Source organism: Microbacterium sp., assembly GCF_047602155.1.
Classification (GTDB): domain Bacteria; phylum Actinomycetota; class Actinomycetes; order Actinomycetales; family Microbacteriaceae; genus Microbacterium.
On record NZ_JASGHZ010000001.1, the window covers coordinates 681776 to 700732 of the forward strand.

The window sequence follows — 18957 nt, forward strand, 5'->3', positions numbered from 1 at the left end:
CACCCACCCGAGCAGATCTCGACGACGAGGAGTCTCCGCATGAGCACGCATCCCGCCCCCGACCCCGCCCTGAGCGTCGCCCCCACCGGGACCATCCGCAGCGAGCCGCCCGCGGCGGGAGAGCCGCCGGCCAGCCCGCCGCCCACGAAGCGCACGCTCCCCGGCATCCTCCTGGTCGCGCTCGCACTGTTCGCCTCGTACGCCGGGCTCATCGCCATCCTGCTGCCCATCCAGGTCGCCACGATCGACCCCGAGAACAAGGTCGGCAACCTCGCGATCATCATGACGACCTCGTTCGTCTTCACCCTGTTCGCCCAGCCCATCGTCGGTGCGATCAGCGACCGCACCCGCTCGCGGTTCGGCCGGAGGGCGCCGTGGATGGTCGGCGGTGCGCTCATCGGCGGCATCCTGCTGTTCGGGATGGGCCTGCTGAACTCGATCCTCTGGCTCACCGTGTTCTGGGTCTGCATCCAGGTCTCGCTGAACGCCCTGCAGGGGCCGCTGTCGGCGATCACCCCGGATCGCTTCCCGCGCGACCGCCGCGGCGCCGCCAGCGCCATGTTCGGCCTGGGCATGCAGATCGGCGCGACGCTCGGCGTCGTCGTCGCCGGCCAGTTCGCCGCCAACGTCGGCGTCGGCTACGCGGTCTTCGGCGTCATCGTCATCGTGGTCACGGTCGCGTACGTGGTCATCGACCGCGACTGGTCGTCGAAGGACGCCGCCGTCGCGCCGTGGAGCGGGAAGGGCTTCCTCGCCGGGTTCTGGGTCAACCCGAAGCAGAACCCCGACTTCTTCTGGGCCTTCACCGCGCGGTTCCTGTTCATGCTCGGCTACTTCGTCGTCTCGGCGTACGGCCTGTACATCCTCACCGACTACATCGGCATGTCTCTGACGGATGCCGCCGGCGCGCAGGTCACCCTGACGCTCGCGGGCCTCGTGCCCACCCTCGTCGCGGTGGCCCTGTCGGGCTGGTGGAGCGACCGGATCCGCCGCCGCAAGGTCTTCATCTACGCCTCGTCGGTCATCATGGTCGCGAGCCTGTCGCTGCCGCTGTTCCTGCCCGACATGACCGGCATGACCCTCATGAACATCATCATCGGCTTCGGCTTCGGCTTCTACATGTCGGTCGACACGGCGCTCATGACGGAGGTTCTGCCCGGCGGCGGCAAGGACGCGGCGAAGGATCTCGGCATCCTGAACATCGCCACCAACATCCCGCAGGCCATGAGCGCCGCCGTCGCGGGCGTCATCATCACGTCGCTCGGCGGCTACCCGATGCTGTTCGTGTTCGCCATGGTCTTCGTGCTGATCGCCGCCGTCGCCGTGGCGCCCATCAAGAGCGTCCGCTGAACCCGGCACGTGCACGCAAGGAGTGATCGGATGACCGACGACGTCCCCACCGCCCACGTCGAGGCGAGCACCCGCGCCGGGCGCGTCCGCGGCGCCTGGCGCGACATCCCCGGGACGGCGGTGCGCAGTGCCGCCTTCCTCGGCATCCCGTTCGCGAAGCCGCCGGTCGGCGACCTCCGGTTCGCGGCGCCGGTGCCGGTCGCACCCTGGGAGGGTGTGCGCGACGCGCTCGCGTTCGGCGCGACGGCGCAGCGCGGCGACCCCGGCGTCACCCTCATCCCGGAGCCGTCGGTGCCGGGCCCCTCGACGCTCAACGTCAACGTCTTCACGCCGGCGCCCGGCGACACCGCGGCGCGGCTGCCGGTGCTCGTATGGATCCACGGCGGCGGCTACTTCGCCGGGTCGCCGGCGAGCCCGTGGTACGACGGGCGGTCGTTCAACCGCGACGGGGTCGTGACGGTATCGATCTCGTACCGTCTCGGCTTCGACGGGTTCGGCTGGATCGAAGACGCCCCCTCCAACCGCGGCGTGCGCGACTGGCTGCTGGCGCTGGAGTGGGTGCAGGAGAACATCGCCGCGTTCGGCGGCGACCCGGGCCGCGTCACGATCGCGGGGCAGTCCGCGGGCGGCGGGGCGGTGCTGACGCTGCTCGGGATGCCGGCGGCGCAGCACCTGTTCCACAGCGTCTACGCCCTCTCCGGGGCGACCGCCGACGTGGCCCCCGCGCGCGCCGAAGCGCTCGGCCTGGACATCGCGGCGCGGCTCGGGGTCGCCCCGACCCGCGCCGGGCTGTCGGCGGTGAGCGAGGAGGGCATCCTGGAGGCGCAGAAGGCCGCGACGGACATCTCCGGCCCCGACGCCCTGAGCCGGATGGCGGAGGAGGGGCTGGGGCTCGGACCCACGATCGACGGCGACCTCATCACCCGGCCCACGCTCGAGTCGCTGCGCGCCGGAGTCGGCGCCGACAAGCCGCTCGTGCTCGGTGCGACCGACGACGAGTTCACGATGGCCCTCGCCGAGGCCGCGGGCACGCTCCGCTGGATTCCGCTGTCGGTGCTGCTCGGCAGGGTGGGGCTGCGGGGGGCCGCGCGCAAGGCCTATCTGGCCGCCAATCGCGACGTCGTCAGGCGCGGCCACGCCGCCGTGCTGGGGCGCTACCTCACCGACCGGATGTTCCGGACGGGGGTCGTGACGACCGCCCGCGCGCGGGGAGCCGCGCCGACGTGGGTGTACCGGTACTCGTTCCGCTCGACGCAGCCCGGCATGGTGCGCGGCCTCGCGGTGCACTGCATCGACGTGCCGTTCTGGTTCGACTGCCTCGATCCTCTGCAACCAGAAGGCTCTGTGCAACTCGACAATCTCACCGGGCCCAACCCGCCGCAGAGCCTCGCCGACGCGACCCACGCGGCGGCGGTCGCGCTCGTCGTGGACGGCGACCCGGGCTGGCCGGCGTGGTCGGCGACCCCCGGCACGGCGCGCGTGTTCGGCGGCCCCGCCGGGACGACCGCCGACGTGACCGGCGCTTACGCCTCGGTCGCCGCGCTCCTCTGAGCCCGCGCCCGCCGCTTCGCGGCGAAACCCCGTCTGCGGATCGAGACCCGCGTCCCAGTCATGGGTCTCGATCCGGAAAGCGGGTCTCGCGCGCGCTGGCCGCCCACCGCACCACCGCCGATGCCTACGTGTCGGTGCCGCCGCTCGTCTGATGGCGGGCCGCGACGAGAGCCTGCGGCATCCGGGATCGCATGACGGCGATCGCCTCGGGGTTGTCGTCGACGAGCACGGCGTCGCGGCCGAGCGCGAGGCACACCGCGCCGGTCGTGCCGCTGCCGGCGAAGAGGTCGAGCACACGGTCGCCGGGGCGGCTGGAGGCCTGGACGATGCGCCGCAGGATGCCCTCGGGCTTCTGCGTCGGGTATCCGGTCTTCTCCCGTCCGCTCGTCGGCACGATCGTGTGCCACCAGACGTCGGTGGGGAGCTTGCCGCGGGCTGCCTTCTCGGGCGTGACGAGGCCCGGGGCCATGTACGGCTCGCGGTCGACGGCGTCGGAGTCGAAGAAGTACCCCGCCGGGTTCTTGACGTAGACGAGGATCGTGTCGTGCTTGGTCGGCCAGCGCCGGCGGCTCTTGGCACCGTAGTCGTACGCCCAGATCAGCTCGTTGAGGAAGCACTCCCGCCCGAACAGGGCGTCGAGCAGCACCTTGGCGTAGTGCGCCTCGCGGTAGTCGAGGTGCAGGTACAGCGTGCCGTCGTCGGCCAGCAGCCGCCACGCCTCGCGCAGTCGCGGCTCGAGGAACTCCCAGTAGTCGTCGAACCGGTCGTCGTAGCGCCGCAGGTCACCGCGCAGGCGCGCGTAGCTCGTCCCCCGGAACCCGGTCTTCACGGGCGCGGCCGGCGCATGACTCAGGCTGTTCGCCGTCGCATCGGAGCCGGCGCCGCGTGCTGGCGCGGAATCGGCCCCGTGCGGTTCTGCCTGAGTTGTGGCCCCCGAGGTGAGCGCCTGTTCCACGGCGCGCCCCCGCACGCGCCCGGTGTTGAAGGGCGGGTCGAGGTACACGAGCGCGAACGACCCCGCCGGCAGCGTCGCGGCGACGGCGAGATTGTCGCCGTGGTGGATCGTGACCGTCACGGCACCCGGTGCAGCCACGCATCCGTGGCGAACTTCGACTCCACCAGCGCCGCGGCCTCGGCGTACTCGTCCGGGGTGATCGCCCCCGGCTCGGCGGCGTACAGCGCCGTGAACGTCTCCTTGAGCCGCTGGATGATCGCCTCGCGCGGCAGCCCGGTCTGGCTGCGGAGCGGGTCGACGCGCTTGGCGGCCGAGGTCGTGCCCTTGTCCGACAGCTTCTCGCGGCCGATGCGCAGCACCTCGGTCATCACCTGGCCGTCCATGTCGTACGACAGGGTCGCGTGGTGCAGCACGCCGCCGCCGGCGAGCCGCTTCTGCGCGGCACCGCCGATCTTGCCCTGGGGTGAGGCGATGTCGTTGAGCGGCTGGTAGGTCGCCGCGATCCCGAGCGAGCGCAGCGCCTGCAGCACCCACTCGTCGAGGAACGCGTACGAGTCGGCGAAGGTCATCCCCGCCACGAGGGATGCCGGCACATACAGCGAATACGTCACGATCGCCCCCGCGGCCATGAGCATCGCTCCCCCGCCGGAGATGCGCCGCACGACGTCGAAGCCGTGCCGCGCCGCGCCCTCCGGGTCGACCTCGTTGCGGTACGACTGGAACGAGCCGATGACGACGGCCGACTCGTCCCACTCCCAGATCCGCAGCGTCGGCTGGCGCCGCCCGTCGCCCACACGGGTGGTGAGCACTTCGTCGAGGGCGAGGTTCATGCGCGGCGAGACGGCCTTCTCGTGCACGATCTCCCACGTGAAGTCGCGCCAGCCGGGCGCGGTGACGAGGGCGCGCCGCACGGCGGTGCCGACCGACTCCGGCGTGAACCCGAGCAGCTGCGCGCCCTCGGGCAGTGCCGCGCGCACCGCCGCGGCGATGCCCGCGGCATCCGTCTCGACCGGCAGTCCGTTCACGGCGGCGTCGATGTCGTCGAGCGCATCGTCGGGCTCGAGGAAGAAGTCGCCCGCGAGGTGGAAGTCGGCGATGCGGCCGCCCTGCACCTGGAGATCGACGACGACGAGCTTGCCGCCGGGAACCTTGTACTCTCCGTGCACGCCGCTCACGCCCGCTCGGGGAAGTGCGCCTGCAGCCACGCGGCGAGGTCGTCGTAGACCTCGCCGGCCATGACCTCGTTGAAGATCTCGTGCCGCGCGCCGGGGTAGACGAGGGTCGTGACGTCGGAGAAGCCCGACCGCGTGCGGTAGGCCTCGGCGAGGCGGTGGACGCTGCGCGGGCCGCCGACGGTGTCGTCGCGGCCGACCATCAGCAGCACGGGCAGGTCGACCTTCAGGTGCTTTCTCGGCAGGCCCATGATGCGCATCGCGTCGACGGGGCCGAACAGCTTCAGCAGCGGAGTGTCGGTGGTGAGGGGGTCGTCGAGGAACGCCCGCCCGACCGCGAGGTCCGACGACAGCCACTCGGTGCCCATGGCATCCGGCGCCTTCCACGGCTTGTTGAGGTCGCCCGAGTTCAGCGCGCCGGGCCAGCGCAGCGACGAGCCGCTCAGCACGACGGCGTCGTACGCCTCGGGGTGGTCGTTCACGAGGATCTGCGCGAGGAACGACCCCCACGAGTGCCCGAGGATCGCCAGCGGCAGCCCCGGGTTCTCGTCGCGGATGAGCTGCGTGAACTGCCACAGCGCGGCGACGGCGGCGCGGTGCCCGCCGGGCCCGAGCCGGCCGAGCTTCGCCCCGTCGCCGTCGTACTGCGCCATGCCGGTGCGCCCGTGGCCGCGGTGGTCGTCGGCGTACACCGTGAAGCCCGCGGCGTTCAGCCGCGCGATGACGGCGCCGTACCGGCCGGCGTGCTCGCCCACCCCGTGCAGCAGCTGCACGACCGCGCGCGGCGCGGCGACGGGGTGCACGTCGTAGAAGATCCGGATGCCGTGGGCATCGGTGAACGACCGTTCTTCGCGGGACATGAGCCGATCCTACGGCGGATGCCGGCATCCCTCCCCGATTTACTTAGCAAGACTAATGAGCTAGGCTAAACAATCGTCATGAGCACCACCCCGACCCCGTTCTCCGAAGCCTCCGATCTCCGCATGGCCACCTTCCGGCTGGCCCGGCGCCTGCGCTCCGAGCGGGCCGTCGACACCATGAGCGACGGCCAGTTCGCCGTCCTGGCCGCGCTGTCGCTCCACGGCCCGCACACCCTGGGCGAGCTCGCCGACCGCGAACGCGTCTCGGCGCCGTCGATGAACCGCACCGTCAACTGCCTCGAAGAGGCCGGATACCTCAGCCGCACCCCCGACGAGGACGACCGGCGCAAGGTCAACATCGCCCTGACCGATGCCGGCCGCGACGTCGTCGACGAGACCGTGCGCCGCCGCGACTCGTGGCTCGAGCAGGCTCTCGCCGAGCTCACCCCGGCGCAGCGTGCGACGCTGCACGAGGCCGCCGCCGTCATGCGGGAGGTGGCATCCCGATGAGCCCGATGTTCCGCTCGCTGTCGATCTACAACTTCCGCGTCTGGGCGATCGGCGCGCTCATCTCCAACATCGGCGGCTGGATGCAGGCCACCGCCCAGGACTGGGTCGTGCTGACGCAGCTCACCGACAACGACGCGACGGCCATGGGCGTCACGATGGCGCTGCAGTTCGGCCCGCCGCTCGTGCTCGTGAGCCTCACCGGCTGGGTCGCCGACCGGTTCGACCGCCGCAAGGTGCTGTACGCGACGCAGTCGGCGCTGATGCTGCTGGCGATCCTGGTCGGCACGCTGCTGCTCAGCGGCGTCATGACGCTGCCGCTGATGTACCTGTTCGCGCTGCTGTTCGGCATCGCGAACGCGTTCGACAGTCCGGCGCGGCAGGCGTTCGTGACCGATGTCGTCTCGCGCGAGAACGCGTCGAACGCCGTGGCGCTGAACTCGGCGTCGTTCAACATGGCGCGCCTCATCGGGCCGGCCGTCGGCGGCGTGCTCATCGTCGCCGTCGGCACCGGATGGGTGTTCCTGCTGAACGCCGCGACGTTCCTCGCGATGCTGATCGCACTGCTGCTCATGCACGCCGACGAGCTGACGCCGCGGGTGCGCGCGACGGGGGCGCAGCGCCTGTCGGAGGGCTTCCGCTACGTCTGGGGCCGCCCCGATCTGCGCGTCACGTTCGTCATCGTCTTCCTCATCGGCGCGTTCGGCATGAACTTCCCGATCTACGCCTCGACGATGGCCCTCGAATTCGGGCAGGATGCCGACGGCTACGGCGTGCTCAGCTCGGTGCTCGCGATCGGCTCGCTCACCGGCGCCCTGCTGGCCGCGCGGCGCGCGCGGGCACAGCTGCGGGTGGTCGTGCTCGCCGCCGGCGGGTTCGGCGCGACCGGGCTGATCTCGTCGTTCATGCCGACGTACCTGACCTACGCCGTCACGCTCGTGTTCGTCGGCCTGTGCACCGTCACGATGCTGACGACCGCCAACGGCTACGTGCAGACCACCACGTCGGCGGCCCTGCGCGGCCGCGTCATGGCGCTGTACATGGCGGTCATCATGGGGTCGACGCCGGTCGGCGCGCCCATCATCGGGTGGGTCGCGACGACCTTCGGGCCGCGGGCCGCGATCCAGGCCGGCGCGGCGGCGGGGCTGCTCGCCTGCGCCATCGGCGTGACGTGGGTGCTCACCTCGGGCCGCGTGCATCGCGATCCGGGCCGGCGGTTCGGGATGACCCTCGACGAGACCCGGCCCATCTCGATCATCGACGCCCAGGTCGCCGACGCGGTCGCGCTCGTCCAGCCCGCCGCGCCCGAGGAGTTCAGCGACGCGATCGCCTCGACGACCCCGATCCGCACGGTCACCCCGCCGCGCCCCTGACGGCATCCGGCGGCATCCGGCGGCATCCGCCCGCCGCCATCCGCCCGGCCTCCACCCGCCGGCATCCACCGGCCGGCATCCACCCGCTCTTCCTGAACGCCCGCCCTCCCGCGCCGCGAAAAACGGATATGTCGCCAAAAACGGATGCCGCAGGCCAGATCCATCCGTATTTCACGACTTTTCCGTTTTTCGCGGCGACGGCGCAACCGGCGGCGCAACCGGCGGGCGCAACCGGCGGCGCAACCGGCGGCTCACACTGCGGCGATGGTCACGCGCACGGGCGCGAAGCCCTCGGCCGTGACCGTCACGCCGATCTCGCCGGCGCCGGTCGGCCGGACGATCGCCAGCGCGCGGCCGTCGAACGTCGTCACGGCCGGGCCGGCGAACGACTCCTCGGTGCGGGCACGCGCACTGCCGAGCCCCGCGAGCTCGCCCGACCCGTCGACGGTCACCGTGACGAGCACGTCGCGGTCGCACGCCACGACGCCGTCGGCATCGGCGAGCGCGATCGGCACGAAAGCGAGGCCGTCGAGCCCGAGCGCGCCGTCGCCGGCGTCCTCGACCCACGCCGTCAGCCCGGCCTCGCCCGCCGTGCGCAACTGCGCGCGACCCGTCTCGACACCGCCCGCGTAGGCGACCGCCACGAGCGAACCGGGCCGATACTCCGTCTCGAACCGTGCAACGAGCGGGCGCACCTCCCCCACCCGCGCGCGTCCCACGACCGCCCCGTCGAGCACGAGCTCGACCTCGTCGGCGGCGGCGTAGACGTCGACGGTGACCGGAGCCCCGGGCGCGGCCGCCCAGGTCCACGAGCCGACGACGTCGTCCCACGACCACGGCGTCTTGGCGGTCGGCCGGCCGTGATGCTGCGGCCGGTGCACCCCGATCCACGGGCCCGCGCTCAGGCCGAACGCGATCTCGCGGTAGTACGACGGCGCCTGGCGCACGCCGGTGATGTCGATGTCGCCGCACCGCGCGAGCAGGTACGGATACGGCCCCGCGGTGCCGGTCGGCGCGTAGCCGGGCTCGTCGGTGTAGTCGACGCGGCCGATGCCGGCCTCGCCGATGTAGTCCCAGCCGGTCCAGGTGAAGTCGCCGATGACGTGCGGATGCCGGCGCACCGCGTCCCACAGCACCGCGATGCGGTCGGGGAAGGTCTCCGAGCCGACGATGACGCGGTGCGGGTAGAGGTCGGCATCCATCGCATACCGCGAATCGGCGTAGTTGAACCCGACGACATCGAGCACGGCGGCCGACTCCTCGATCGAGTCGGTGACGAGGCTCGACGCGTTCATCGCCGCCATCTGCTCGCCGAGGTCGGCCATCATCGTGTTCGGGTCGGCGGATGCCTCGGCCTGCGCCTCGGCGATGCGCGCCAGGTTCGCGATGATCCCGTTGATGCCGTTCGTCACGAACCGCGTCGGGTCGAGGCGGCGGAACTCCTCGGCGAGCCGCCGGCTCCACGTCGCCCCGTGCGGGGTCGCGAGCTCGAGGATCTCGTTGCCGATCGAGTACAGCACGACGCTCGGATGGTTCCGGTCCTTCGCGACGAGCGCCGCGACGTCGGCCGGCCACTGCCGCTCGAACCCGATCGACGCGTCGAACGCCGTCTTGGCCCGGGTCCACACGTCGGTCAGCTCGTCCATGACGAGCATGCCGTGCCGGTCGCAGGCTTCGAGGAGTGCGCGGGATGCCGGATTGTGCGCGCTGCGGATCGCGTTGAAGCCCGCCGCCTTGAGCAGCCGCACCTTGCGGTCTTCGGCCGCCGCGACGGTGATCGCGCCGAGCGGGCCGTTGTCGTGGTGCACGCACGCGCCGCGCAGATCGGTCGTCTTCCCGTTGATGCGCAGCCCGTGCTGCGGGTCGAGTTGCAGCCGGCGCACGCCGAACGACGTGACGTCGTCGTCGACCGGCGCCCCGGAGGCCCGAGTGAGCACCGTCCGCAACGTGTACCGGTGCGGGTCGTCCGGCCCCCAGAGCCGCGGAGACGGCAGCGGCAGCCGCACGCGTGCCACGGCATCGGCACCGGGCAGCACCGTCACGGGCGAGTCGGCGGCGGCGACCGCGACGCCGTCGGCATCCGTCACGGTCCACGAGACCCGCAGCGTCGCCGTGTGCCGGGTGTCGTTCTCGACGCGGGTGGCGATCTCGGCGAGCGCCCGCTCGGTGTCGATGTCGGTCGTCACGACGGTCGTCCCGTCGAGGGCGAGGTGCACTGGGTCGGCGACGATGAGATGCACGGGTCGGTATATGCCGCCACCGGTATACCATCGGCTGTCCTTGTGCACGCGCGCCTCGACGGTGACGGTGTTGACCTCGCCGAAGCGCAGGAACGGGTCGGCGAGCACCGTGAAGGCGGTGTAGCCGCCCGGCTCGTGCGCCGCGAAGTCGCCGTTCACGTACACCGTGGCGTCGCGGTAGACGCCCTCGAACTCGAAGCGCACCGTCTTGTCGCGCCACTCGGACGGCACGTCGAAGGTCTTCGCGTACTCGAATACGCCGCCGGGAATATACCCCGCGTGCACCCCCTGCGTGCTGTCGGCCGAGCGCGGCAGGTCGCGCAGCGCGTCATGCGGGATCGCGACCGGCACCGCGGCCGTCGCGGCATCCCGTGATTCGAAGGCCCCGAGCTTGGGGCCGACAGTCCAGCCGTCGGTGAACGGGATGCGGATCACGAGTTCTCCTTCGCGTTTCGGGTTGCTGCGAGCCTACCCGCGGCCCCCGCCCCCGCCCCGCCGGCGCCTCCGCTGCCGGTGAGACAGCATCCGTGCACCGAGACTGCAGCGGGCAACCGCAGTCTCGGTGCACCGATGCTGTCTCGCGGAAAGGAGAGGAGGGAGGGAGGGAGGGAGGGAGGGAGGGAGAGAGAGGATGCCGGGGTCAGCGGGAGGTCAGGCGGGTGAGGATCGGGATCCGCTGGTCGTCGGTGATCGCCTCCCCCGTCCAGGGCTCGTCGCCGACATCGGCCTGCGCGCGGGCGAGCTTCGCCGTCATCGTCTCGCGAACCGTGGCGTAGGCGGGGTCGGCGTAGACGTTGTTCAGCTCGTCGGGGTCGACCTCGAGGTCGTACAGCTCCCACTCGACCGGGTACTCGAAGAACCCGGCACCGGCCAGACCCAGGCTCGCGTTGTAGAAGCAGATGATCTTGTAGCGCTCGTCGCGGTACCCGTAGTGGGCCGGCGCCTTGTGGAACCAGTCGTCGTTCTCCCAGTAGCGGTAGTACATGCCCTCGGCCGGCGGCGACGTGGGCGCGCCGAGGAGGTCGCCGAGGAAGCTGCGACCCTGCATCCGCTCGTGCGGCTCGACGCCCGCCGCATCGAGGATCGTGCGCGCGAAGTCGACGTTCGTCACGATGCCCTCGTGCACGGCCCCCGCCGGCAGCACCCGCGGGTAGCTGAGGATCAGCGGCATGCGCAGCGACTCCTCGTACATGAACCGCTTGTCGAACCAGCCGTGCTCGCCGAGGAAGAAGCCCTGATCCGACGAGTACATGAACAGCGTGTCGTCGAACTCGTCGCGCGCGCGCAGCCAATCGATCACCCGCCCGACGTTGTCGTCGACCGACGCGACGCAGCGCAGGTAGTCCTCCATGTAGCGCTGGTACTTCCACAGCGCGAGCTCGTCGTAGCTGAGCCCCTCGGGCGGGTCGATCTTCATGTCCTCCTTGTTGAGGTAGTCGACGATGCGCATGAGGGCTCGCCGCGCCGACGCCGACCGGGTGCTGTAGTCGTCCCAGAAGGTGCCCGGCACCGGGATCGGCTCGCTGTACATGTCCTTGTGCTTGTCGTCGGGCTCCCACGAGCGGTGCGGAGCCTTGTGCCAGATCAGCACGCACCACGGGCCGTCGCCGCTGTGCTGTTCGAGCCAGTTCAGCGCGAGATCGGTGATGACGTCGGTCGCGTAGCCGGGTTCGTGACGGATGCCGTCCGGCGAGAGGAATCGGGGGTCGAAGTACTCGCCCTGGTTGATGAGCACGTCCCAGTAGTCGAAGCCCTGCGGATTCGCTTCGGGCCCCTCGCCCATGTGCCACTTGCCGACGATGGCGGTGCGGTAGCCGGCCGCCTTCAGCTGCGAGATGAACGTCGGCTGGCTCGCGTCGATCGGGGTGAACAGCGTCGTGACGCCGTTGACGTGGCTGTAGGTGCCCGTGAGGATCGAGGCCCGGCTGGGCGAGCACAGCGAGTTGGTGACGTAGCAGCGGTCCATGCGCACGCCGGCATCGGCGAGCTCGTCGATGCGCGGCGTCTCGTTGACGACCGCTCCGTAGGCGCCGATCGAATGGGCGGCGTGATCGTCGGTGAGGACGAGGAGGATGTTGGGGCGACGCGGGCTCACGGTACGGACGGTACCACCCGCGGGTGCGGGGCGAGCCCGTGCTCCGTCTCCGCCAGTTGCCGCAGGCGCCCCGACAGCGTCGTGCCGGCTCGTCACGATCGCGAACCCGGTGCCGCTGAGATGGGCGCCGCTCCCGCCGGCACTCTAGACTGGCCGCGCCCGACAGTCAGGAGAAGTCTGGAGAGGTCTGGAGAGGAGCAGAGCGCATGAGCACCGCACGCGCCGTGGACGATGCCCCGGCCGATGTCGTCGACACCGTCTCCGGCCCGGTGCGCGGCGTGCGTCGAGGCGCCTGCGACGCCTACCTCGGCATCCCCTACGCGGCCGCGCCCGTCGGTACGCTCCGGTTCGCCGCACCGCAGCCGGCCCCCGCGTGGACCTCGGTGCGCGATGCCACGCGCATGGGCGCGACGCCGCAGCGCGGATCGGGCGGCGCCGCGACCCTGATCCCCGAGCCCAGCGTGCCCGGCGACGAGGTGCTGTGCCTCAATGTGTTCACCCCGGCATCGCGCACCGCGGCGGCATCCTTGCCGGTCTGGGTGCACGTGCACGGCGGGGGCTTCGTGTCGGGGTCGCCGGCGAGCCCCTGGTACGACGGCGCGTCGTTCGCCCGCGACGGCGTCGTGACGGTGACGGTGGCGTACCGGCTCGGCATGGAGGGGTTCGGGGTCGTGCCGGGCGCCCCGGCGAACCGCGGTCTGCGCGACGTGATCGCCGCGCTGCACTGGGTGCGCGAGAACATCGCCCGGTTCGGGGGCGATCCCGACGCCGTCACGCTCTCCGGCCAGTCGGCCGGTGCCGGCGTCGTGCTCGCGCTCGTGGCGTCACCGGCCGCGGGCCTGTTCCGGGCCGCCTGGGCGAGCTCTCCCGTGCTCGCCGATATCACCGAGGATGCGGCGCACGGCTTCGCCGCCGCGGTCGCCGCGCACACAGGGGTGCCCGCCACCCGCGCCGGGTTCGCGTCCGTCGACCGCGACGCCCTCGACGCCGCCCAGCTCGCCGTGACCGGTCGAGGCACGCCGGGGCTGTGGAGCGTCCTCACGCTCGTCGACCACGGCTACCGGCTCGGTCCGACGATCGACGGCGAGATCCTCGACCGGCCCGTGCTGGAGGCGCTCGCGGCGGGAGCCGGGTCGGACGTGGCGCTCGTCGTCGGGGCCAACGACGACGAGTTCGGCATGGTCGCCGGCGCCGTCCCGCCGGAGCTGGCGAGCCTCGCCCCCGACGCCGCCCTGACGGCGGTCGGCGTGCCGGCGCCCGTCGCGCAGGCGTACGTGCGGGCCGGCGTCGCTGCCCGCGGCGCATCCGCCGTGCTGGCGCGCTGGGTGGGGGATCGGGTCTTCCGGTCGGTCGTCGCGCGCACCCTCCGCGCCCGGGAGGATGCGGCGGCCGGCGGCGCGGCGACGTGGGCGTACCGGTTCGCGTGGCGCTCCCCCGTGCGGGGCGGCGCGGTCCACTGCCTCGACATCCCGTTCCTGTTCGACCTCCTCGACGCCGAACGGGTCGACCGCATCGCGGGAGACCACCCGCCGCGGGCACTCGCGGCCGCCGTGCACGGCGCGGCGGTGGAGTTCGCCCGCACCGGCGTCGCGCCGTGGGCCGCCGCCCGCGGGCCGGCCGACCGGACGAGCCCGACGCGGGTCTTCGACGACCCCGACGGCGGCACGCAACCCGGGGGTTGGGCGGGCGCGCTCGCGTGCGGCGGCGACTGACGGGTGCCGTTCACCACTCGATGTCGACGAAGACCGAGAAGGTCGACCGCAGCGCCTCGGTCATGTCGACGATGCTGCGGTCGTAGAGCCACTGCACCTGCAGCCCGTCCATGAGGGCGATGAGTACGACCACGGCGCGTTCGGGCGTCATGCCGTTCTTCAGCCGCCCCTCGACGGCGAGCGCGCGGAACGCGTTGCCGACGCGCTCGCGGATGAACTCGTAGCGATCGATGAAGTACCGGTGGGCGGGGTGTTCGGGTGCTGTCGCCTCGGCGGACAGCACGCAGTACAGCTCGACCAGGCCGGGGATCGAGGCGTTGTACGTCGCAAGCTCGACCAGGCCCCGTACGATCGTCGCGCCGTCGCCGGAGTCGAGCGCCACGATCCTGCTCGCGCGGTCGTCGCGGTGGGTCAGCACGGCCTCCAGCAGCACGCTCTTGTTGCGGAAGTGGTGCAGCAGCCCCGCCTCGCTCATGCCGGCGCGCTGTGCGACGTCGCGCAGCGACCCGGCGCGGTAGCCCGATTGGGCGAACACTTCGAGGGCGGCATCGAGGATCTCGCGGCGTTTCACCGCCGACTTCGCATATTGCCCCCGCGGCTTGTGCACCGCGCCGACGGGCGGGCTCGTGGTGGTCATAGGTGCACCGTACCCCGCGATGCGGTCTTGTTCGACTCCCCGGCCCCCTCCGAGGGGCGCAACGCCGGGTCGGAGCCGGTCGATAACGGAATATAACGAATTCCGAGCGATCGTTAGTTTTTCGTCCGAAAACCTAGCGCCGGTCGGGCATTGACTGTTACCGTCCGACAGAGACAGCGGCCCACCGTGGTGTCGCTCATGAGAAGGGACCAAGGATGTTCCGTTGGAAGGCCACAGCAGCCCTCGCGGTCGTCGCGGCGCTCGCCCTCACCGGGTGCGCCGGAGGCGATGATTCAGGCGATTCGAGCAGCGGTGAGAGCAGTGGTCACGCCGACCGGCTGACGCTCATCTCGCTGTTCGCCCCGACGAGCTACGACATCGGCTCGGGCGCCGAGTACGGCAACCGCAGCCCGTTCTTCCAGGCGGTGTTCGACACGCTGCTGCAGAAGAACGGCGCAGGCGAGATCGAGCCCTGGCTGGCCACGGAGTGGGCGTACAACGACGACAACACGGTGCTGACGCTCACGCTGCGCACCGACGCGACGTTCACCGACGGCACCGCCGTCGATGCCGCCGCCGTCGTCGCGAGCCTGGAGCGCTTCCGCGACGGCACCTCGCCGCAGGCGGCCACCCTGGCCGGCAAGACCTTCGCAGCCGTCGACGACAGCACCGTCACCATCACCCAGGACGCACCCGACCCGTCGCTCGTGAACCTGCTGTCGATCGCGCCCGGCCTCATCCAGGCGCCCTCCTCGTTCGACGACCCCGACTCCGCGACCGTCCCCGTCGGCTCCGGTCCGTACATCTACGACGCCTCCGCCTCGGTGACCGGGACCACGTACGTGTACACGGCGAACCCCGACTACTGGAACAAGGATGCCGTCCACTACGACAACCTCACGATCAACGTGATCAGCGACCCGACCGCCGTCCTGAACGCCATGAAGGCGGGCGAGGCCAACGGTGCGAAGATCGCCGACAACAGCTCGATCCCGGAGATCGAGGCATCGGGCTGGGCGGTCGAGACCAACGAGCTCGACTTCCAGGGCATGCTCCTGCTCGACCGTGACGGCACGATGGCTCCCGAACTGGCCGACGTCAAGGTGCGCCAGGCGATCAACATGGCCTTCGACCGCGAGGCTCTGCTGACGGCGCTGCAGTCGGGCTACGGCTCGCTGACCGAGCAGGTCTTCCCGGAGACCTCGGTCGCCTACGACCCGGAACTGGACAGCACCTACGCCTACGACCCCGAGGGCGCCAAGGAGCTGCTCGCCGAGGCCGGCTACCCCGACGGGTTCACGCTGAACATGATGTCGACCCCGGCGTTCCAGACGACGTTCGACCTCGTGGCGCAGCAGCTGTCCGACATCGGCATCACGGTCAACTACACCGACCCCGGCACGGGCAACTTCATCACCGACATGCTGGCGCCGAAGTACCCGGCCACCTGGATGTCGCTGGAGCAGAACCCCGACTGGCAGCTGATCAACTTCATGATCGCTCCCAACGCCACCTTCAACCCGTTCCACAGCGAGGACCCGAAGATCGATGAGTACATCACCACGATCCAGATGGGCACGGAGGAAGAGGCCGAGCAGGCGACGAAGGATCTGAACAAGTACCTCGTCGAGCAGGCGTGGTTCGCTCCGTTCTACCGCGTGCAGGGCACGTACGCGGTGGATGCCGACACGAACCTGGAGTTCTGGCCGACCAACGCGTACCCGTCGATCTTCGACTTCTCGCCCAAGAACTGACCGACCCCGGCCCGCTCGCGCGACAGCGCGGGCGGGCCGGTACCACGACCGGAAGGCAGCATGCTCTCGTTCATCCTTCGACGCCTCTTGTCGGGCGTCGTGCTGATCGCGGTGATCTCGTTCCTCGCGTTCACGCTTCTGTATATGGCGGGCGGCGATATCGCCCGCCGCATCCTCGGTGAACAGGCGACCGCAGAGACGGTCGCCAAAAAGACCGAGGAACTGGGGCTGAACCGGCCCCTGCTCGCCCAGTACTGGAACTGGCTCACCTCCGCGCTCACGGGCAACCTGGGCCGCAGCTGGTTCTCCGGCGAACTGGTCTCGGTCAGCGTCTCGAACCGCATCGCCGTCACGCTCTCGATCGTGATCGGCGCCACGATCGTCTCGGCCATCCTCTCCATCGTCCTCGGCGTCTGGGCCGCACGCCGCGGCGGCGGCGTCGACGGCACGATCCAGTTCCTGTCGCTGGTCGGCTTCGCGATGCCGAACTTCCTCATCGCGCTCGGACTCGTGCTCGTGTTCGCCATCAACCTCGGCTGGTTCAAGGCGACCGGGTTCGTGCCCATCACGAAATCTTTCGGCGGCTGGATGTCATCGGTGACACTCCCCGTCGTCGCGCTCTCGATCGGCGCGGTCGCGACGGTCGCCCAGCAGGTCCGCGGATCCGTGATCGACGCGATGTCGCGCGATTACGTCCGCACCCTCCGCGCCCGGGGTCTGGGGATCAACTCGGTCGTCTACAAGCACGTGCTGCGCAACGCCGGCGGTCCCGCCCTCGCCGTGCTCGCCGTGCAGTTCATCGGCCTCCTCGGCGGCGCCGTCATCGTGGAGCAGGTCTTCGCCATCCCCGGCATGGGCCAGCTCACCGTCTCGGCCACGACGCTGGGTGACATCCCCGTCGTCATGGGCCTGGTGATCGTGTTCGCCATCATCGTCATCGTCGTCAATCTCCTCATCGACCTCGCGCAGGCCGCACTGAACCCGAAGGTCCGACTGTCATGACCGCCATCGACGTCCCTCCCGCCGTGCCCACCACGGGCCCCGCGCGCGTGCACCTGATGCGCCGCATCCTCCGTCGGCCGCTCGGCCTGGCCTCCACGGTCGTGCTCGCGATCGTGGCCGTACTGGCCATCATCGGCCCGTACATCACGCCGCAGGATCCGAACTTCGCCGACATCCGCGCCGTGTTGCAGCCCCCGGGCGGCACCCACGTCCTCGGCACCGACGGCAGCGGCCGCGACGTCATGTCGCGACTGCTGTTCGCCACCCAGACGAGCATTCTGGCGGCGCTGATCGCCCTCGTCACCGCGGTCGCCATCGGCGTGGTCGCCGGCCTCATCGCCGGTTACTACCAGGGATGGTTCAACACCGTCGCGACGTGGGTCACCGAGCTGAACATGGCGCTGCCGGCCATGATCATCCTCCTCGCGGCCCGCGCCGTGCTCGGCCCGTCGGTCTGGCTGTCGATGTTCATCTTCGGCATCCTGCTCTCGCCCTCGTATTTCCGCCTCGTCTACGCGTCGGTCACGGCGGTGCGCGAGGAGCTGTACGTCGACGCGGCGCGCGTGTCGGGTCTGAGCGACGGACGCATCATCGGCCGCCACGTGCTGTCGGTGGTCCGCGCCCCGATCATCATCCAGTCGGCGATCATCGCCGGCATCGCGATCGCGATCCAGTCGGGTCTGGAGTTCCTGGGGCTCGGCGACGTCAACGTCCCCACGTGGGGCGGCATGCTCAACGACGCGTTCAAGAACATCTACAAGCAGCCGCTGCTGATGATCTGGCCGGCGCTGGCGATCGCCATCACCTGTATCGCCCTCACACTCCTCGCCAACGTCATGCGCGACGAGCTCGAGCGCACCGTCACCGTGCGCCGCAAGCGCCGCCGCGCCGTGACCACGGCGACCGGATCGATCGCGGCCGTCACCACCTCGGTGGCCACCAGCGGCGGCGACGCCGTCGACCTGGACGAGCCGCCCGTGATCGAGAACCTCTCGACCATCACGCATCCCGACGACGCGCGCAGTAAGGCGACCGAGACGGTGCTGCAGATCCGTGACCTGCGCGTCGGCTACGACCAGCCCGACGGCTCGCACATCGAGGTCGTGCACGGCGTCTCGCTCGACATCCGCAAGGGTGAGGTGCACGGGCTGATCGGCGAATCGGGTTCGGGCAAGACGCAGACGGCGTTCGGCGTGCTGGGCCTGCTCCCCCGCGGTGGCCGCGTCACCGCCGGATCGATCCTGTACGAGGGCACCGAGCTGGCCGACTCGAGCGAGAAGATCTACCAGGGCATCCGCGGCAAGCGCATCGGGTACATCCCGCAGGAGCCGATGAGCAACCTCGACCCGTCGTTCACGATCGGCAGCCAGCTGGTCGAGCCGCTGCGCAAGAACCTCGGGCTGTCCAAGGCCGACGCGACGCAGCGCTCGCTGGACCTGCTGGCGCGGGTCGGCATCCCGAACCCGAAGCGCACGTTCGACGCCTACCCGTTCGAGGTCTCCGGCGGTATGGCACAGCGCGTGCTCATCGCCGGCGCCGTCTCGACCGACCCCGACCTGATCATCGCCGACGAGCCCACCACGGCGCTCGACGTGACGGTGCAGGCCGAGGTGCTCGATCTGCTGCGCGATCTGCAGGCCGAACGCCAGATGGCGATGATGCTCGTGACGCACAACTTTGGCGTCGTCGCCGACCTGTGCGACCACGTCACGGTCATGCAGCACGGCCTGTTCGTCGAACAGGCCCCGT

13 protein-coding genes and 1 pseudogene are annotated in these 18957 nt (G+C 70.8%); 8 read left to right on the top strand and 6 right to left on the bottom strand.

Annotated features, from left to right (window positions below; all coding sequences use genetic code 11):
• Positions 1–39: 39 nt before the first annotated feature.
• Both QM720_RS03215 and QM720_RS03220 read left to right on the top strand, forming a co-directional pair.
• Positions 40–1350 (top strand): MFS transporter, encoded by a 1311-nt coding sequence (locus tag QM720_RS03215; protein WP_415124720.1) that lies wholly within the window; start codon positions 40–42, stop codon positions 1348–1350.
• A 30-nt stretch (positions 1351–1380) separates the two neighbouring features.
• Complete coding sequence (locus QM720_RS03220; RefSeq protein WP_415124721.1) at positions 1381–2901, top strand: carboxylesterase/lipase family protein; 1521 nt, start codon at positions 1381–1383, stop codon at positions 2899–2901.
• Positions 2902–3025: 124 nt separating this feature from the next.
• Here QM720_RS03220 and QM720_RS03225 read toward each other — a convergent pair whose 3' ends face one another.
• From QM720_RS03225 to QM720_RS03235, 3 genes are read right to left on the bottom strand one after another with little or no spacing between them, the layout of a single operon-like run.
• The gene (locus QM720_RS03225; protein ID WP_415124722.1) at positions 3026–3994 is read right to left on the bottom strand and encodes a DNA-methyltransferase; all 969 of its coding nucleotides are present in this window, start codon (positions 3992–3994) and stop codon (positions 3026–3028) included.
• The gene (locus tag QM720_RS03230) at positions 3973–5022 is read right to left on the bottom strand and encodes a biotin/lipoate A/B protein ligase family protein (RefSeq protein WP_415127789.1); all 1050 of its coding nucleotides are present in this window, start codon (positions 5020–5022) and stop codon (positions 3973–3975) included. The genes QM720_RS03225 and QM720_RS03230 overlap by 22 nt, the downstream gene beginning before the upstream one ends.
• 5 nt (positions 5023–5027) lie before the next feature.
• Positions 5028–5888 (bottom strand): alpha/beta hydrolase, encoded by an 861-nt coding sequence (locus QM720_RS03235; protein ID WP_415124723.1) that lies wholly within the window; start codon positions 5886–5888, stop codon positions 5028–5030.
• Positions 5889–5966: 78 nt separating this feature from the next.
• On the opposite strand from QM720_RS03235, the gene QM720_RS03240 reads away from it, so the two are divergent.
• Together QM720_RS03240 and QM720_RS03245 are read left to right on the top strand one after the other, a co-directional pair.
• Complete coding sequence (locus QM720_RS03240; protein WP_415124724.1) at positions 5967–6398, top strand: MarR family winged helix-turn-helix transcriptional regulator; 432 nt, start codon at positions 5967–5969, stop codon at positions 6396–6398.
• 5 nt (positions 6399–6403) lie between these two features.
• Positions 6404–7768 (top strand): MFS transporter, encoded by a 1365-nt coding sequence (locus tag QM720_RS03245; protein ID WP_415127791.1) that lies wholly within the window; start codon positions 6404–6406, stop codon positions 7766–7768.
• A 251-nt stretch (positions 7769–8019) separates the two neighbouring features.
• Here QM720_RS03245 and QM720_RS03250 read toward each other — a convergent pair whose 3' ends face one another.
• Together QM720_RS03250 and QM720_RS03255 are read right to left on the bottom strand one after the other, a co-directional pair.
• Complete coding sequence (locus QM720_RS03250) at positions 8020–10443, bottom strand: glycoside hydrolase family 2 TIM barrel-domain containing protein (protein ID WP_415124725.1); 2424 nt, start codon at positions 10441–10443, stop codon at positions 8020–8022.
• 205 nt (positions 10444–10648) lie between these two features.
• Complete coding sequence (locus QM720_RS03255) at positions 10649–12103, bottom strand: sulfatase (protein WP_415124726.1); 1455 nt, start codon at positions 12101–12103, stop codon at positions 10649–10651.
• Positions 12104–12309: 206 nt separating this feature from the next.
• Here QM720_RS03255 and QM720_RS03260 point away from each other — a divergent pair, with 206 nt between their 5' ends.
• Positions 12310–13815: a carboxylesterase/lipase family protein gene (locus tag QM720_RS03260; protein ID WP_415124727.1), complete on the top strand. Its 1506-nt coding sequence runs from the start codon at positions 12310–12312 to the stop codon at positions 13813–13815.
• A 10-nt stretch (positions 13816–13825) separates the two neighbouring features.
• On the opposite strand, the gene QM720_RS03265 is transcribed toward QM720_RS03260, so the two are convergent.
• Positions 13826–14452: a TetR/AcrR family transcriptional regulator gene (locus QM720_RS03265; RefSeq protein ID WP_415124728.1), complete on the bottom strand. Its 627-nt coding sequence runs from the start codon at positions 14450–14452 to the stop codon at positions 13826–13828.
• Between the two features lie 215 nt (positions 14453–14667).
• Between QM720_RS03265 and QM720_RS03270 the strand changes: the two genes are divergently transcribed.
• The 3 genes and pseudogenes from QM720_RS03270 to QM720_RS03280 form a co-directional block, all read left to right on the top strand.
• Positions 14668–16206 carry an ABC transporter substrate-binding protein gene (locus tag QM720_RS03270; RefSeq protein WP_415124729.1) on the top strand — a complete coding sequence of 513 codons (1539 nt, stop codon included), beginning with the start codon at positions 14668–14670 and terminating at the stop codon, positions 16204–16206.
• 60 nt (positions 16207–16266) lie between these two features.
• The gene (locus tag QM720_RS03275; RefSeq protein WP_415124730.1) at positions 16267–17208 is read left to right on the top strand and encodes an ABC transporter permease; all 942 of its coding nucleotides are present in this window, start codon (positions 16267–16269) and stop codon (positions 17206–17208) included.
• A 56-nt stretch (positions 17209–17264) separates the two neighbouring features.
• Positions 17265–18731: pseudogene (locus QM720_RS03280) on the top strand (ATP-binding cassette domain-containing protein); the annotation flags it as partial.
• Positions 18732–18957: the final 226 nt, after the last annotated feature.

Excerpts from the sequence above, each read along its gene's own strand:
- QM720_RS03220 (WP_415124721.1), top strand. The coding sequence starts at position 1,381 with ATGACCGACGACGTCCCCACCGCCCACGTCGAGGCGAGCACCCGCGCC.
- QM720_RS03245 (WP_415127791.1), top strand. The coding sequence starts at position 6,404 with ATGTTCCGCTCGCTGTCGATCTACAACTTCCGCGTCTGGGCGATCGGC.
- QM720_RS03270 (WP_415124729.1), top strand. The coding sequence starts at position 14,668 with ATGTTCCGTTGGAAGGCCACAGCAGCCCTCGCGGTCGTCGCGGCGCTC.
- QM720_RS03215 (WP_415124720.1), top strand. The coding sequence starts at position 40 with ATGAGCACGCATCCCGCCCCCGACCCCGCCCTGAGCGTCGCCCCCACC.
- QM720_RS03235 (WP_415124723.1), bottom strand. The coding sequence starts at position 5,888 with ATGTCCCGCGAAGAACGGTCGTTCACCGATGCCCACGGCATCCGGATC.
- QM720_RS03240 (WP_415124724.1), top strand. The coding sequence starts at position 5,967 with ATGAGCACCACCCCGACCCCGTTCTCCGAAGCCTCCGATCTCCGCATG.
- QM720_RS03265 (WP_415124728.1), bottom strand. The coding sequence starts at position 14,452 with ATGACCACCACGAGCCCGCCCGTCGGCGCGGTGCACAAGCCGCGGGGG.
- QM720_RS03260 (WP_415124727.1), top strand. The coding sequence starts at position 12,310 with ATGAGCACCGCACGCGCCGTGGACGATGCCCCGGCCGATGTCGTCGAC.
- QM720_RS03275 (WP_415124730.1), top strand. The coding sequence starts at position 16,267 with ATGCTCTCGTTCATCCTTCGACGCCTCTTGTCGGGCGTCGTGCTGATC.